Below are 17,250 nucleotides of genomic sequence, written 5' to 3' on the forward strand. Positions count from 1 at the left end.
GGAGGCGTGAGCACGATGAAGCTAAATAACAAAATTGGCATTATCGTTGACAGCTTTGGCGTAGGCGTGAAGGAAGGCTTAAAGAAAGCGAAGGAAGCCGGTGCCGACGGCGTACAGATCTATGCCGTTTCCGGCGAGATGGATCCCGAGGTTCTAACCGGAGCCAAGCGCAAAGAGCTGCGCGATTACATCAACAGCCTGGGGCTTGAAATCTCCGCCTTGTGCGGCGACCTGGCCGGCCATGGATTTCAGGATGCTACCGCCAACCCCGCCAAAATCGAAAAGTCCAAGCGCATTCTCGATCTGGCGGTGGAACTGGGCACCAACGTGGTGACTACGCATATCGGCATCGTGCCGGAGGACACCAACAGCCCCATTTACGCAGCCATGCAAGAGGCGTGTGAGGAGCTGGGCGTGTATGCGAAGAGTCTGAACGCTTATTTTGCGATCGAGACCGGACCCGAGCCTGCTGCTCATCTAAAAAGCTTCCTGGACACCCTCAGCACCAACGGCGTCTCCGTCAACTTCGACCCGGCCAACATGGTGATGGTCACGGGAGATGACCCGGTTCAAGGCGTCAAAACGCTGCGGGAATACATCGTCCATACGCACGTCAAGGACGGCGTCCGCCATCGCCCGGTGGATCCGCGGGACGTGTACGGCTTCCTCGGCTACGATGCCATGAGCCACGAAAAAATCGCCGATATGGCCGCCTCCGGTGCAGGCTTCGAGGAAGTACCGCTGGGCAAGGGCAGCGTTGACTTCCCGGCATATTTCGCCGCCCTGCAGGAAATCGGCTACACCGGCTACCTGACGATTGAACGCGAAGTCGGCGACAATCCAGAAGAGGATATCCGTCAGGCTGTGAAGTTTATCCAGTCGTTCCGGGGATAGTTGCCTCTCGGGAAATCAGCCGATCTCTCTGCCTCACGTAACGGACCCAAATGACCTTATTAGCTTATTTCCCGATGATTTCCCGCCGTAACGGACTCCAGCGACCTTATGGACTCTCTACTGCGGCGATTTGATCGGCTCCATCCGAAATAAGGCCTCCTCGGTCCGTTACGTGAGTATAACGCCCTAAAGCAGGCAAATAGCGCCTCTGGAGTCCGTTAGCTTGGAACTATCACTAAAGGAGATGGACCCTTTTTATGAAACTGGGAGTCAGTTCATACAGCCTCTATCAAGCGATGCAGGCCGGATCGATGTCGCTGCTGGAAGTCATCGATTGGGTCGCCGAGATCGGCGGCGAGCATATCGAAATTGTGCCGCTGGGCTTTAACTTCAACGATGATCCGGGTCTCATCGAGCAGATCCGTGAGCGGGCGGCGAAGGCTGGTATCGTCGTGTCCAACTACGCGATCGGCGCCAACTTCATCGTCGACTCGGAGGAGGCTTACCGGGCGGAGATCGCCCGCGTCAAACGCGAGGTCGACCATGCCCATGCGCTTGGCGTCAAGCTGATGCGGCACGACGTCGCCTCCCGGCAGGACACCTCGATCGTCCGGTTTCAGGAGGACCTGCCGCGGATCGCGGACGCCTGCCGAGAAATCGCCGACTATGCCGCACAGTATGGCATCACAACCAGCCTGGAAAACCACGGCTATTACGTGCAGGACAGCGACCGGGTGCAAGCGGTAATCCATGCCGTCGACCGGCCAAACTACAAGACGACGCTTGACGTCGGCAACTTCGTTTGCGTTGACGAGAACCCTGTTGTCGCCGTGAAGAAGAACATCAGCTACGCCTCGATGGTTCACGTTAAGGACTTCTACATCCGGCCCGAGAACCGCAACCCCGGCGCCGGCTGGTTCCGCAGCGCAGGCGGCCAGTACCTGCGCGGCGCCATCGCCGGCCAGGGCGATCTCGACCTATGGGAGATCCTGCGCATCGTGAAGTCGTCCGGCTACGACGGCTACCTCTCCATCGAATACGAAGGCATGGAAGACTGCCGCCAAGGCACCCGCATCGCCTTCGACAACGTCCGGCGGATCTGGGACGAAGTATAGGCTATACTCGAACTCAACTCGCCCCCGGACAACAGCGCGGTTGAGTGAAGTGAGGTATACGTTGGTATACCTCACTTTTTTAATAGCTTGTATGAGCTGGATCGAGGAGCCCCTTACTGCATGTGGGCTCTTTTTAATGATTATCCCCTTGAATCAGGTGGGTGACTATCTAGAGACAAGCATATGGCCACTTTCTAACTCACCTACTCCTACCCATGCCATCCCTATTCTGCTTGCGCTTCACTCACCATTTGAATCCCCTTAACTCTTTTCAACTTCTCTATTTCTGAACGAAAGGGATAATCACGTAAAGGAGGCTCGGTGACTACATGGCAGGTCCCTTTGCATGACTATCCCTATTAATCAGGTGGCAACTCAGAGAACCAACCATCACTCTGCCCCCCCCCCCCGTGTCTCTCTGAACAAAAGGGATAATCACGTAAAGGAGGCTCCGTGACTACATGGCAGATCCCTTTAGCATGACTATCCCTATTAATCAGGTGGCAACTCAGAGAACCAATCACCACTCCATCCCCCACCTCTCTCTGAACGAAAGGGATAATCACGTAAAGGAGGCTCCAGAGACAAAAAAAGGTTATCCTGCCATTCAAACAGACAATGGCGGGATAACCTTTGTTCTTTTCCGGTACAGGTTCAAGCGCTCCCCTGATTACCGACGAACTCCGATGGTTACGATCTCGCATGGGCCGGCTAGCAGGGATAGTCCGCCTGCGGCGTTCTTGGCCAGCGGTGCCGCTTCTTCCTCGAGAATCGTTGTTTTATAGAAATGATCGTATGGGATGTTCAAGCCGAGCGTCAGCTCGGATGACTGCTTGCTCATGTTATACCAACGCAGCAGCAGATCGCCGGTCTTCTCGTTCATTTTGAGCGAGGAAAATGCCAGCTCCTGGCCTTCCCATAGGAACGGTGTATACGACGGGGGCAAGTTCCCTTCGTGCATTTCTGTTTGGCTGAGCGTCCACGGAATTTGGAACTGGTAAGCTTCCGTAAACGCGCCGGACGTCATACCGTCGCCGTTATGCGGAATCAGCTCCATCCGGGCGGTGTGCACGCCCAGGCACTGTGCTTCCGGCGTCGGGAACAAGCCCCAGTCCCCGAGCTCGCCCACAGAGCGGAGCAACGTCACGGCGATCGTGTTCCGACCGTCGCGCAGCACTTCGTATTCGTTTAAGCCCAGGTTGGCGACGGTCAAACCGGCTCCTTCACCGCTCACGTCCACGAATGCTTGCTGATGCTGGGTGTTGCTTGGGTTTTCCCACTCCGGTGCCGGTTCAATGCTCCGTTCAGCGATTTCAAACATCGAATCTACTTGATGTACCGTGGCATTCAGATCGGTTGGGAACAGGGCACGGACGCGATGATCCTTCGCCGTGTTATCAATCGTCGTTTCAATATGAACGCCTTTGCCCTCTACCTCCAACGATATGACCGTCCGCAGCTTCAGCGTTGTCAGCTTGCTGCTGCGTTGCGCTTTCCGATAAGGATAGTACACCAGCTCGCGCATCTCTTCGTCCAGCTTCTCATCAGCGGACGCCGGGATCTCCCAGTCGTGGCAGATTTCCACGGAAGCGCGGTACGGTTCGTCCTCAATGACGCGGATTTGTGCAGCCAGTCCTTTGGTGGTCAGCGGCTTTTCGCCTTCCGGCTGTTTGTACATGTACTCGTTCCCGATATCTCCGGTGTCTTCATAGATACCGAGGTCCCGGTACACTTGCCCAGTTCCTTTATCGGTCAATGTAAAGGATCCGTCTTCCGCAATTTCCACCTTCAGCTTCTCGTTCTCCATGACCCGGTTGCCCGTGAACAACGAGGCCGGCTTTGAAGCAGCTGCCGCCGATTTCCGGCGCACCCACGCGTAAGTGCGCAGACCCAGTGCAGCTACATCAGCGGCCTGGAACGTCAGCTTCACACGGCGGCACATGTACGGCTGGCGGAACTTGTCGTCCGGCAAATCATAGCCGAACAACAGCCCGAGATCCTCGACCGTGCAAGGCACGGTGTTCCCTTGCTCGTCGACCAGCTCACGGCCCGACAGGTCGACCGCCTTCATGCGGCGGCCGGTCTCCTCGAGACCGAGGCCTTCGCGCAAATACAGCCGGGCAGCGTCCAGCTCAATGGACACGGTGCCCGTGCGGCTCCAGCCGGTCGTATTAAACACGACCAGCGGCAACGGGTCTTCGCCATACTGGGCGAAGACGGAGGTGTTCACCGCATCCGCGATCACCCGCTTGCTGTCGTCGATGAGCGCCTCGGCAACGTGGCGGCTCTTCGCGAAGCGGGTGACCATCTCGCGGTGCACCTCGTCTACGCTGCATCCGCAAATGCTGTCGTGCGGATGGTTTTGCATCAAAGTTTTCCACGCATACGTAAACAGGTGATGCGGGTAATCCTTCCCAAGCAGATTGGCCATGGAGGCAAGCGGCTCGGCGACTTTCTCCAGCAGGGCCTGGCCGACTTGGTTCATCTGCTTCAGATACACTCGCGAGGAGGCTGTGTTCACCAGCGTCCCCCAGCCGTCAGTGCGCTGGCTGCGCAGCTCGCCCTTAACGGTAGACAGCTCGCGGCCTTCCAGTGCTGCTTCCAACTCGCGCAAATAATCCGGGAAGTTCGAATGAATGAACTTCGTGTCCGGGTACAGCTTCTCCGCCGTACGAATTGCTTCCGGCAGGTCCAGCTGCAGCGGCTGATGGTCGCAGCCGTTCATGAACAGCAGCTCGCTGGTAGCAGCGTATTTCTCCGCATCTGCCAGCTTGCGGTCCCAGAACGCCTTCGCTTCCGCTTCATCCACCGGCACCTCGTTACCGTTGGAATACCAGTTGGCGAACAGGATTCCCAGCACCTTGGAGCCGTCCGGACCTTCCCAGATCAGCTCGGAGAAGGAGGACTCATACCCGCCATCGGATACGGTATTGTTGAAGCCGGTCGGCTTCACACCGCGGCCAAAAAACGCGTTGCGAATCCCAGACTGCAGCATCAATTGCGGGATTTGCCCAACGAGGCCGAAGGTGTCCGGGAAGTAGCCGATCTTCGCGGGCACGCCGTATTTCAACGCGTCCTGATGACCAATTTGCATATTGCGAATATTCGCTTCCCCGCTCGTCAGAAATGCATCCTGCAAAATGTACCAAGGTCCGATAAGGATGCGGCCTTCGCGGATGTATTTTTCCAGACGTTCCTTATTCTCTGGTCGTACTTGCAAATAATCTTCGATAATGATCGTTTGACCGTCGAGATAAAAGCTGCGGAACGCTGAGTCTCCGTCCAGCTTATCGAGCAGTGCATCCACCAGCTCAACCAGACGAACGTGATGCTTCTCGTACGGCAAATACCATTCCCGGTCCCAGTGTGTATGGGAGACGATATGGGCCGTTCTTTGCTTGCTCATTTTCTCTAACCTCCCGCTTTCCTCCGTGGTTTATGATCCTATATCCGATACAATTCTGGATGCTTAGGCTTCCGTTTCCAGCGGATATTCTTCCATGTACTTCAGCAGCTCGTCCACGGTAGTGAAGGCCAGACCGGTTACGGTATCCGCACAGCCGTAATAGATCGCGATACGGCCGGTTTCGGCATCCGTCAGAGCGGCGCAAGGGAACGTCACGTTCGGCACGTCGCCAACCAATTCGTACAGCTCTTCTGGGCCGAGGATATAGTTGCGTGAACGCTTTTTGACGATCCAAGGTTTGTCGATGTCCAGCAGGGCGCAGCCCATGCGGTAAACAAAGCCGTTGCAAGTATTGATTACGCCGTGGTAGATCAGCAGCCAGCCTTGGTCGGTTTCGATGGGAACCGGTCCTGGGCCGATTTTTTTCGATTGCCATGCCGAAGCATCCCCGTTAATCGTACCCATTACATAGCGGTGTTTGCCCCAGAAAGTCAGATCCGGGCTTTCGCTGTAGAAAATATCGCCAAATGGCGTATGACCTGTGTCACTTGGGCGGCTAAGCATCGCGTAGCGTTCACCGATCTTGCGCGGAAACAACACGCCATTACGGTTGTACGGCAAGAAGGCATTTTCCAGTTGATGGAACGTCTTGAAGTCGGTTGTGTACGCAATCCCGATCGTTGGGCCATGATAGCCGTTACACCAGGTGATGTAGTAGCGGTCGCCGATTTTGCAGACGCGCGGATCGTAGCGGTATTCCCGTTTCGTTACTTCCTCGTCGCCTTCGAATTGAATCGGCTCGTGGTTGATTTTCCAGTTGATGCCGTCGTCACTGAATCCTGCAAAAATATCCATGCTCACCGAACGCGAATCGCAACGGAATACGCCGGCAAATCCGCCTTCAAAAGGCACAACCGCGGAGTTAAACACGCTGTTGGAGTTCGGAATCGCATGACGCTGGATGATTGGGTTTTGGGAGTAACGCCATACCGGGGCGTTCGAGCCGACCGGTTTGTCTTGCCAAGGGATATTTTTGAGAGGTTCGCCGATAATTTTGCTCATGGTCAAGTCTCCTTTAACATATGTGGGATATGAATGAGGGGCGCGTCCGCATCCTCATGGATACTTCGGCGCCGCTTGCAAATTGAAGTCTTACAAAATACCTTCCTGCATCGCTTTGTACACCAGTTGCGAGAACAAGCTGTTCGACCAAGCAAACCATTTGCGCGTAAACGTGTTCGGATCGTCGGCGTGGAAGCCTTCATGCATGTAGCCGGTTCCGGCGTCGGTCGACTCCAGCATTGCGATCATTTCCAGCTTCTCTTCCTTCGTTTGCGCGGTGAGACCCTGCATCGACAAGGCCATATGCCAGATGTAATTCTCCGGCGTATGCGGGCTGCCGATGCCTTTGGCTGCTTTGCCCTCGAAGTAGAACGGATTTTCCTTGCTCAGGGCAAAACGCCGCGTATTTTGATAAATCGGATCGTCTGCGCTCACGTAGCCCAGGTAAGGAATGGACATCAGGCCCGGCGTGCCGGCGTCGTCCATCAAGCAATAGTTGCCAAAGCCGTCAGTTTCGTAAGCGTAAATCGGGCCAAATTCCGGATGGCGGTAGATCCCGTACAGCTTAATGCCGTGGTCCACCTCGAACTCCAGCTCCTTCAGTTCGGCCAGGAAGTCCATGTCGCGGAAGACCCACTCGGCAAATTCCTGCATTTGACGCAGCGCTACAACCGCAAACATGTTGCCCGGAATGTTGTAATGGAAATCGCAGGCATCGTCGCTGGAACGGAAGCCCGACCAGATCATGCCCGTATAGTTCACCGGCATGCCCATTCCGTTGTTCCGCAAGGAATCGGTTGGGATTCCGTTGTTGCGGGTAAAGCGGTAAGGCGATTTCTCGAAGTGATGCTGCTCGGTTTTGAACAATTCGTAGATTTTCCGCATCGCGGATTTAAATCCGGCATCAAAAATATCGGTCTGTTCCGTTTCCTTCCAATACGTGTAGGCCAGGCGGACCACGAAGCACAAGGAGTCGATTTCGAATTTGCGCTCCCATACCCATGGGGACATCTCGGTCTCGTCTGTTGTGTTCCAGTGCCAATCGTTGGCCGACTCGTTAAATGCGTTAGCGTACGGATCGATGTGAACATAATGAATATGGCGCTTGATCAGACCGCTGATGATTCGTTGCAAATATGGATCGTTCTTGGCGAACGGCACATAGTGGATCACTTGCTCTACGGAATCGCGCAGCCAAGAGGCCGGGATGTCGCCAGTGATGACGAAGGTTGTTCCATCGTCCATCAGCTTGGTTGTCGTCTCGAGGGTGTTCGGAAAACAATTCTTGAACAGCTGCAGCAATTTCGGACGATGCGCCAGTTTCGTTTCCGCCTCGGCCAGTACATCCTTAATGGATTGCGGCAATTCCAGCGGCGGCATCGGGATTTTCGGGAGTCTAAATTGTTCCATGCGCTTGTCTTCTCGCTCCTTTACAGGTCATTTCATTAGGCTTCGGTTTGTTTCTATGATGATCTTGAGGGCGGTTGGGTCGGCGGACGGCACAGCAATCTGAAAATTAACGGTAAATCCTGCTGTTAATTTGCTGATATTCCGTTAGTCCATTGATTTAACGGTAAATCTTGCTGTTAAATTAGTCGGATTGCATCAAATCGGCGGATATTCGCTAAATTAACGGTGGAAATTCCAGTTAACTTGCACCGAACCTCGGGAAATGGCGAAATTAACAGTACTTTTCCCAGTTAATCTTCTTCCACTGCGTCTTACGCCGCCCCAAATCACCCAATATCTTACTTCAACTTCAGCGTCTTAATTTCATACGGGGCAAAATCGAGCTCGATCCGTCCGCCGTCTGCCAGCGTGATCGGCTCCAACTCACGCTCCAATGCGTCGGATTGGAACGCCGCTGAAACCGGCTCGTTCCAATGTAACGCTACGCGTTCGCGACCGCCGGCCGATTCGTACAGGCGTAGGATCACGCCATCGCCGTCCTCAGCTGGCTTCACTGTGTCGAGCACCACGTGCTCGCCCGTGAACCCGAGCAGCGCCCCGGTGGAACGCAGCGTGCCTTCATGCGTTTCGGCCGCCCATACGACCGGCGCGTGGTTCAACTCTGCTGCCGCGCGCACGATGTGCGCGGTCTGCCAGTCACCTTGGTGCGGGTACAGCGAATACGTAAATTCATGCTCGCCCAGATCGGCGGTCACGTCCGGCCATTTCGGCGCCCGCAACAGCGACAGACGCATCGTGCTGCCCTGGATGTCGTAGCCGTATTTGCAGTCGTTCAGCAGGCTGACGCCGTAACCGCGTTCGGAAACGTCGGCGAATCGGTGTCCGCACACTTCAAATTGCGCCTGCTCCCAGCTCGTGTTGCGATGGGTTGGACGTTCCAGTGCTCCGAACGGAATTTCGTAAGTCGCTTTGTCCGTAACGACATCGATCGGGAATCCCACCTTCAGCAGCTTGTGCGCTTCGTTCCAATTCACCTTCGTTTGGAAATCGATCCGCTTGTGATGATGGTACAGAATCAGATCCTGTGTGATTTCCGATTGACCGATGCTCCAGCGGAAGCGCAGCACATCTTGGACCGGCCCGCTTGCAACCAGACCGCTCTCCAGCAATACTGCTTCACCGGCTGGCTGCTGTTCATAGCGCGGGTCAATGTCCCACGCATCCCAAAGCGTCGGACGGTCGTGATAGAAGTGGAAGCGGTTGGCGCTTTCTCCAGCTTTCACGATCTCCCGTCCAGCTTCCTTATCCCACAGGCTGACGATCTCGCCGCGTTCGTTAAATTTCAGGCGGTAGAACTCCGTTTCCCATTCGCCTTGGAACGCTCGGCTTCCGTCTCGGGAGCCCGCCTTCGTACCGGCAACAGCTCCCGCTTCGTTCCGCAGCCAAATCGTCTTGTACCCAAACGCCGGCACCTCCGGTACGCGGACCCAAGCTGCAGTCTCTCCGCCAAGATCTGTCCGCACGTCCAGCTCAAGCCGTGCGCCTTGCTCGTCGTATGCCGCCACACCGCTCCGATCAGCTTGATCCGGCAGGGACACGATTACATCGCGCGTCCAACCCAAGCTGTTAAAGACGATGTACGGCGTGCCTTCACCCGCGGTTGATACCCGTTCTGCCAATGTCGTCAGGCCTTGGCGCAGTCCGGCATTCCCCTTCTCAAAAATCTCTCCATATTCTTTCGTCGATGTCTCGTACGCTTCGGTGATCGCTGAACCCGGAATGATGTCGTGGAACTGGTTCAACAGAATCAGCTTCCAGCCTTCCTGCAGCGTGCTTTGTGCCTCGCGTTGCTGATCCTTCGGCATTACCGGAGCAGCCAAGGCGTTCCACAGCTCCGCCTCGCGATACAGGATCTCCGCTTTGCGATTGCTGCGCTTGTTGCGCCCGTGGGTCGTATACGTTCCCCGGTGCAATTCCAGGTACAGGTCGCCGTGCCATGCCGGCAACTTCGGCTGCGCGGCTTCGATTCCTGCGAAGAACTCCGACGCCGTACTATATTCACTCGCTGGCTGACCTACCATCAGCTCGCTGCGGTGAATGTATTCCAGCATTTCACGAGTCACCCCGCCGCCGCCGTCGCCGTGTCCGTAGAGCAGCATTTGCTCGGGATGAACGGCTTTTTGGCGATACGATTGCCAGTGATCATGAACGTCCTTCGGCAACGTATTTTCGTTGACGCCATGGTTCAAATACGACAGCATCGGCGTACCGTCGATACCAACCCAATGGAACAGGTCGTACGGGAATACGTTAGTATCGTTCCAACCGAGCTTGGTCGTCATAAAGTAGCGAATCCCGCCGTGCTTCAAAATTTGCGGCAAAGAGGCGCAGTAACCAAACGTGTCCGGCAGCCATTCAATCTCCGAGGTAAAGCCGAACTCTTCCTGATAGAACCGCTGCCCGTACAGCATCTGCCGCATCAGCGATTCGCCGCTCGGCAAGTTCAAATCCGGCTCGACCCACATGCCGCCAACCAATTCCCAGCGTCCTTCCTTAATCCGCGCCTTCACCCGTTCGTACAACTCGGGGTCGTTCTCCTTCAAGAAGGCGAACAGCAGCGGCTGGCTCTGCGTGTAACGGTATTCCGGGTATTCGCGCATCAGCGCATCTACCGTTGAGAACGTCCGGCTTGTCTTGCGCACCGTCTCCCGCACCGGCCACAGCCAAGCGATGTCGATATGGGACTGACCGACCATGTGGATCAGGCCTTCAGCGTTGCCGCCGATTGCCTTCACCCGCTCGGTGAGCTTCTGTTCCAGCTCAGTAATCGCTCCGCCCTCGCGAATCGCTTCCGCATCCAGCGCCACGTATCCGTCCATGGCGGCATACAGCGCCTCGATCAAGCGGGTGCGCCGAAAATCTTGCTCTGGCAGCAATACCGCAGCATCGCGGACAACTGTTGCCGTATACATCAAGCTTTGCACCGGCCGGTTCACCAGCACCAGGCGGCTGTCGATCCGCGAGATCGGCGGCTGAATCACCGCTTGTTGATTGAGCGGATCCACCGGTTCCGGGATCGGGTCATACAGCTCGATCTCCAGCGAGAGCGGGCCTTGGCCTTGCTCTTGCGGAAGCGTCACGAACGTATGGTTCCGGTCCAGCCCCTGAGCCGATTTGCCGTTAATGCGCAGCAACCCTTCACCGCCGGAGGCAAAGATAAGACCCACTTGGCCACCGCGCCATTCTTCCGGAATCTCCAGCTGAGTACGGAAGAAATACGTGGTTCCCTGCGTACTCGGGAAGCGTTCGAAGGCTTGTCCTTCCGCATATTCGGTTTCCTTCGTGTAACTGCCGGGAACCTGGTACACGGAAGAGGTGATCTCCCACCCACGCAACTGGATTTGATCCAGCCACTGGGCTTCCGAGAGTTCCCGGATAAAACGTCTGATGCGTTCCATATCGATTAATCCTCCCGCACAAAGAGTTTGGCGCTCAGCGTATCATTGACATTCTTGCCGACGTGCACCCGGAATTCACCCGGTTCCACAACCGGTTTATAATTCTGGCCGATGTATTGCAGTTGCTCTGGACCAACCGTAAATTCCACGGTCTGGGTTTCGCCCGGTTGCAGGAATATTTTGCGGAAGCCTTTCAGCTCCTTCGCCGGCCGGGTTACCTTACTTGCCACATCAGTAATATACAGTTGAACGACTTCTGCCCCCGCACGTTCGCCGGTGTTCGTCACTTCAACCGTCACCTTCGTTGAGCCGTCTTTATGAATTGTATCGGACTCCAACGCTATATTGTTATAAGTAAATTCGGTATAGCTCAGCCCGTATCCGAACGGATAGCGCGGCTGCGAATCGCCTTCCAGATACCGTTTGCCCCGCGAACGCTTGCCGTGGTAGTAAACAGGCACCTGTCCAACATGCTTCGGAATCGAGATGGTGAGACGTCCCGAAGGATTCACATCGCCAAAGAGGATGTCAGCGATCGCATGCCCGCCTTCTTGACCCGGATACCAAGCCTCGAGGATGGCATCGGCGTGCTCGTCGATCCACGGCTCAGCAATTGGCCGTCCGTTGATATATACCACCACAAGCGGCTTACCCAATTTATGAATCTCTTGAATCAGCTCCAGCTGTACGCCGGATAAGTTGAGGTTCATGCGGTCAATGCCTTCACCGCAATCCATGTCGCTCTCCGCATTGTCGGTCACTTTGGAAGCCCCGGTGCGCAGATCGATGGTCCCCTCGCCAAAATCCCGTGCGCTGGAGCCGCCAACGACCATCACCACCGTATCCGCCTTCGCCGCGCAAGACAACGCCACGTCAAAACCTTCCCGGGAATTGCCGTTGATCCGGCAGCCCGGTGCATACAGCACCCGTTCCGGCGTATTCGCCAGCTTGCTGCGGATTCCGCCGAGTACGGTCGTCACTTTGGACTTCGGCTGCGGCGAGGTGTAGTCGCCCAGCTGGTTATAGCCCACATCGGCGTTTGGCCCGATGACGGCGATCGTACCGGCGTCTGCCGACAGCGGCAACACGCCGTCTTTGTTCTTGAGCAGCACAACGCCTTCGCTGGCTAGCTTCCGGGCCAGCTCCACATGTTCCGTGCTGCCAATAACCTGCTCGGCCCGCTCGGGGTCAGCATACGGACGTTCAAACAGCCCGAGTCGGAATTTCAGCGTCAATACGCGGCGTACCGCGCGATCGAGCACTTCCTCCTCCAGCTGTCCCGACCGTACCGCCTCCACCAGATGCTTGCCGAACATCACGCCGGACATCTCCATATCGATGCCCGCGCGGATCGCTTGGATCGCCGCGTCCCGGCCGTCCTCTGCCACATCGTGGCCGGAGGCAAGCATGTCGATCGCACCGCAGTCGGTGATGACCATGCCGTCAAAACCCCACTCGCCGCGAAGGATATCGTCCAACAATTCCTCGTTGGTCGTACAAGGCACACCGTCGATCTCGTTGTAGGCCGGCATAATCGAAGCCGCACCGGCTTCTACCGCCTTGCGGAACGGCAGCAGGTCGACCTCCAGCAGTTCGCGCCGTCCCATATGGACCGGTCCGGCATTTCGGCCGCCCTCGGAGCTGCCGTAGCCGACGAAGTGCTTGAGCGTAGCCGCTACGCTGTCCTCTCCGTCCAAGTTCTCCCCTTGCAAGCCTTCGACCGAAGCCACGGCCATTTCGCTGATCAAATAAGCGTCTTCGCCAAAGCATTCTTCGGTCCGGCCCCAGCGGGGATCACGCACAACATCGAGGACCGGAGAATACGTGACTGCGCCGCCTTGGGCGCGCGTCTCGCGGGCCACCGCTCGGCACATCTCGCGATACAGCTCCACGTTCCAGGTGCTGCCGAGCGACAACGGCACCGGGAACACCGTGGCCCCAATGGCCATATGGCCGTGCGAGCACTCTTCCCCGATCAGGATCGGGATGCCGAGACGGGAGTTCTCAATGGCATACCGCTGGATGGCATTCACAGCCTCCGCACCTTCACGCGGCGACAAGCCGGTTTCCAGCGTCACGCCCGTCCACGGATCCGCGCGCAGCACGCCGTATAGAGAACCGACACCGCCGCTTTTCACCTGCTCCTTGAACGCTTCGGTCAGCTTGATCTCTCCATCTTTATGCTCATAGGTCTGCCAGCCGAAAGGCTGGACCAGCTGGCCGGCCTTTTCTTCCAATGTCATCAGCCCGAGCAAATGCTCTACTCGTTCCGGGATGGGCTTCGAGCTGTCTTTGTATAGCAACATCTCCACCTCGTTCCTTTCATTTTCTCCTTGATTCCAAAAGGGTTCAAAAATGATTTAAACTAAAAAATTTACTTTTCAGCATCGAGAAGGTTCAATGAAGCTATATTTATTCTTTGACAGCGCCTACCGTAAGTCCTTGTACAAAATACCGTTGAAAGAACGGATATGCAAAAATAATTGGCAGCGTCGCCAGCACGACCATCGCCATCCGCGAAGTGTCCTGCGGAATGGATTGCATCGCAGCCAGGCTAAGTGAAGTATTCTGCGAGTTTTGCTGGATAAACGCAATACTTGATTCGATCCGCATCAGCATCGACTGCAGCGGCACTAAGTTCGGATTGTCGATATACAAAAGTGCATTAAACCAGTCGTTCCAGTAACCCAGCGTGCTGAACAAGCCGATCGTTGCAAGACCTGGGAGCGACAGCGGCAAGACGATTCGCAGGAAAATATAGAAATCGCCGGCACCGTCAATCCGCGCCGATTCAATAATCGCCTCCGGAACGCTTGTACTATAAAACGTACGTAAGATCATGATATAGAACGCATTCATTGCGAGCGGCAAAATCAGCGCCCACAACGAATCTTTCAAACCCATCAACTGGGATACCACCATATAGGTAGGAATCATCCCGCCGTTAAACAGCATAGTCACAATCGCAAATACAGAGAAAAATCTCCGGTAACGGAAGCTCTTCCGCGAAATCGCATAAGCATAAAGCGAAATCATGACCAAACTGAGAATCGTACCTATCAGCGTGACTGCGATGGTTACGCCGTAAGAACGAAGCAGGGAGTCACCGCTCTCAAACACGAAGCGGTACGCATCGAGACTCCATTTGGCCGGCAGCAGCCGGTAACCGTCCGTTGCCAACGTCTTCTCATCGGTAAAGGAAATAATCACAACAAAGATAAAGGGAAATACGCACATGAACGAAAAAATACCGGCGATCAGGTGCAATACGGCGTTCCAGCCGCGAGAGACATGATGAAAATCTTTGCTTTTTCTAGCCATCTCCGCCATAACTTGACACTCCTTTCAGCTGTTTTAAAACAGGGCGCTGTCTTTATCAATTTTGCGCACGATGTAGTTCGAAACCATAACGAGAATAAAGCCTACCACCGATTGATAAAGACCGGCCGCCGTACTCATGCCGATTTCCCCGGTTGTTTTCAGACCGCGGTATACGTAAGTGTCAATAACGTTCGTGACTTGATAAAGCGTACCCGAATCTCTTGGCACTTGGTAGAACAAGCCGAAGTCGGCGTAGAAGATCCGCCCTACCGACAGCAGTGTCATGATAATAATAATTGGGGAGAGCAGGGGAACCGTGATGTTGCGGACTTGCTGCCATTTGGTCGCACCGTCAATCATCGCCGCTTCATAAAGCGATTTGTCGATACCCATGATCGAAGCCAGGTAAACGACACTGTTGTAACCGATGGTTTTCCATAGGTTAACGAAGATCAAAATATAAGGCCAATATTTCGGCTCCGAATACCAGTTAATCCGTTCCACGCCAAACCAACCTAAAATCTGGTTAATCATCCCGCGGTCCATGCTCAGGAAGCTAAACGCGAAGTAGCCGACGATAACCCAGGATAGGAAGTAAGGCAGGAACATCCCGGTCTGGTACACTTTGGCCATGGTCTTGCCGACCAACTCAGACAACAGAATCGCCATTGCCACGGAAAGGACAAGTCCGATGAAGATAAAAGCCAGGTTGTATAACAACGTGTTGCGGGTAATGGTAAAAGCATCGTTAGTACTGAACAAGAACTTGAAGTTTTCCCAACCTACCCATTCACTCCGCACAATACTTGCCCAGAATCCGTCACGGCTGAAGCGGTATTGCTTAAACGCCGTGATTGTACCGACCAGCGGAAGGTACGAGAAGAAGAAAAACCAAACGGCACCCGGCAACACCATAAATAACATGACTTTGTTCTTAAGTAGGTTTTTGAAAAATGCAGCCATGATGTTCCCCTCCTATCAAAAATAATGAAAAAGGATCGGGCGCAACTATCACCCGCCCGATCCCTCTCTATTTCTATAATGATTACTTATTTATTTTCAGCTCTCCAGGCATCGAGCTGAGCTTGGGCTTCAGCAATTACCTTGTCCAGACCTGCCTCTTTGAATTTTTCGATTGCTTTCGGCAGGTATTCCGCTGGATCAACGGTACCCGTCATCAACGAGGACCAGAATTGCTCTTTTACGTTTTGTACAGCGGCCATTTCAGTCGCTACTTTCGTGCTGTCGAAGTTGAAGCTCAAGATTGGCGAGTTCACGCCTTCTGCGTTAAACTTCTTGAATTGCTCCCATTTGTCGTCTGGGTCGTTGGCATTCAAGTATAGGAGCATGTTGTTGCCCAAAGAGTACGAAGGCATGTCGTAGTTTTTCGATTCGTCCAGGTTTTCGTAGTGAGTGTCATTGATCTTCTTGTAGTGAACGCCTTCGATACCGGAGTCAACCATGTTACGCAGCACCGGATCGGTGTTCAGCAGGTTCAGGAATTCCATCGCTTTCTCCGGATGCTCGGAGTTCGCGGAGATGGCCATGATCGAACCTTGTACGGAAGTGTTGGTGATGATTGCATCACTTGCCGGTGTAGATACTACAGGGTAGCCGTAGCTTGCACTCCACAGGTTGTCCGCCAAAGGTTGAGTTTGTGCACGGTCCATGAACCATTGACCCGAAGTCATCAGGTCGCTGGTGGAACCCGTCGTAGCTGCTTCCGGAGCTACATAACCTGCTTTATAGTATTTGTGCATTACGTTCAGAGCTTCTTGCATTTCCGGCGTTTCCAGGATGTTTACGATTTTATAATCGGTTGTATCCAGTTTAACCGCCATTGGCAGGTTTTGAATAACGTAATCGTAAGGAACATACGGAACGTATTCTTTGTTCATCGCGAACGGCGTTACGCCCGGTTCATTTTCTTTAATCGTTTTCAACAATGGCTCGATGCTTTCCAAGGAACGAACATTCGTGATGTCCAGGTTATACTTGTCCACGAACGTTTTGTTGAAACGCCATACTTCTTGTTGCGGAAGTTCTTTGTTCGCTGGGATCCCGTAGTTATGTCCGTCAACTTTGGAACCTTCCAGGAACGCAGGGTCGATCGCGTTCTTCAGATCTTTGCCATATTGCTCGAGCAGTTCATCCAATTGCATGAATGCGCCTTTTCTAGCGTTTTGCACGTAGTCGAAACCACCTGCGGAAGTGAAGATGATATCCATCGGTTCACCGGAAGCGACGTTTACTTGCATCTTTTGTGCGTAATCGCCCCAGTCGATCATTTTCATCGTAATGGTGGCATTGATTTTCTCTTTGGTGTACTTGCTGACTTCTTCCATAACACGGTCGACGTCTTTTTGAGGCGTACCGATCGTGTACCAAATCAGGTTAACCGTTTCCTCCGAGTTGCCTGCAGCAGCTCCGCTGTTGCTGCTGTCTGTGTTCTTGCTTCCGCCGCATGCGCTCAGAACAAGCACCAAGGCCATCAAAGTGGCAAGGACGAAAGAAAAACTTCTTTTGCTTTTACTCATGCTGATCCTCCCTTTTGAATCTCTTTTGTTTAGTTTGACTAACCTAA

The 17,250-nt window shown here is 54.4% G+C and carries 10 protein-coding genes; 2 read left to right on the plus strand and 8 right to left on the minus strand.

Annotated elements, in window-relative coordinates; translation table 11 throughout:
- Positions 1-15: 15 nt before the first annotated feature.
- Complete coding sequence (locus C812_RS16340) at positions 16-894, plus strand: sugar phosphate isomerase/epimerase family protein (protein WP_016313757.1); 879 nt, start codon at positions 16-18, stop codon at positions 892-894.
- Between the two features lie 257 nt (positions 895-1,151).
- Entirely contained in the window at positions 1,152-2,009 is an 858-nt protein-coding gene (locus C812_RS16345) for a sugar phosphate isomerase/epimerase family protein (protein ID WP_016313758.1), read from the plus strand.
- A gap of 670 nt (positions 2,010-2,679) precedes the next feature.
- Here C812_RS16345 and C812_RS16350 read toward each other — a convergent pair.
- The 8 genes from C812_RS16350 to C812_RS16385 all read right to left on the minus strand — a co-directional run bounded on the left by C812_RS16350 (position 2,680) and on the right by C812_RS16385 (position 17,203).
- On the minus strand, positions 2,680-5,415 hold the full coding sequence (locus C812_RS16350) for an alpha-mannosidase (RefSeq protein ID WP_016313760.1): 2,736 nt from the start codon (positions 5,413-5,415) through the stop codon (positions 2,680-2,682).
- 63 nt (positions 5,416-5,478) lie between these two features.
- Positions 5,479-6,477: a glycoside hydrolase family 130 protein gene (locus tag C812_RS16355; protein ID WP_016313761.1), complete on the minus strand. Its 999-nt coding sequence runs from the start codon at positions 6,475-6,477 to the stop codon at positions 5,479-5,481.
- 90 nt (positions 6,478-6,567) lie between these two features.
- The gene (locus C812_RS16360; protein ID WP_016313762.1) at positions 6,568-7,887 is read right to left on the minus strand and encodes a glycoside hydrolase family 125 protein; all 1,320 of its coding nucleotides are present in this window, start codon (positions 7,885-7,887) and stop codon (positions 6,568-6,570) included.
- Positions 7,888-8,225: 338 nt separating this feature from the next.
- Positions 8,226-11,345, minus strand: coding sequence for an alpha-mannosidase (locus C812_RS16365; protein WP_016313763.1), 3,120 nt, complete (start codon positions 11,343-11,345; stop codon positions 8,226-8,228).
- A 5-nt stretch (positions 11,346-11,350) separates the two neighbouring features.
- Positions 11,351-13,651, minus strand: a complete 2,301-nt coding sequence (locus tag C812_RS16370; protein WP_016313764.1) for a glycoside hydrolase family 3 N-terminal domain-containing protein — start codon at positions 13,649-13,651, stop codon at positions 11,351-11,353.
- Positions 13,652-13,757: 106 nt separating this feature from the next.
- A complete protein-coding gene (locus C812_RS16375; RefSeq protein ID WP_016313765.1) occupies positions 13,758-14,675 on the minus strand; it encodes a carbohydrate ABC transporter permease in 918 nt (305 codons plus the stop codon).
- Between the two features lie 24 nt (positions 14,676-14,699).
- A complete protein-coding gene (locus C812_RS16380) occupies positions 14,700-15,629 on the minus strand; it encodes an ABC transporter permease (RefSeq protein ID WP_016313766.1) in 930 nt (309 codons plus the stop codon).
- A gap of 86 nt (positions 15,630-15,715) precedes the next feature.
- Positions 15,716-17,203 carry an ABC transporter substrate-binding protein gene (locus C812_RS16385; RefSeq protein ID WP_016313767.1) on the minus strand — a complete coding sequence of 496 codons (1,488 nt, stop codon included), beginning with the start codon at positions 17,201-17,203 and terminating at the stop codon, positions 15,716-15,718.
- Between the last annotated feature and the right edge of the window lie 47 nt (positions 17,204-17,250).

Source organism: Paenibacillus barengoltzii G22, from assembly GCF_000403375.2.
Lineage (GTDB): Bacteria > Bacillota > Bacilli > Paenibacillales > Paenibacillaceae > Fontibacillus > Fontibacillus barengoltzii.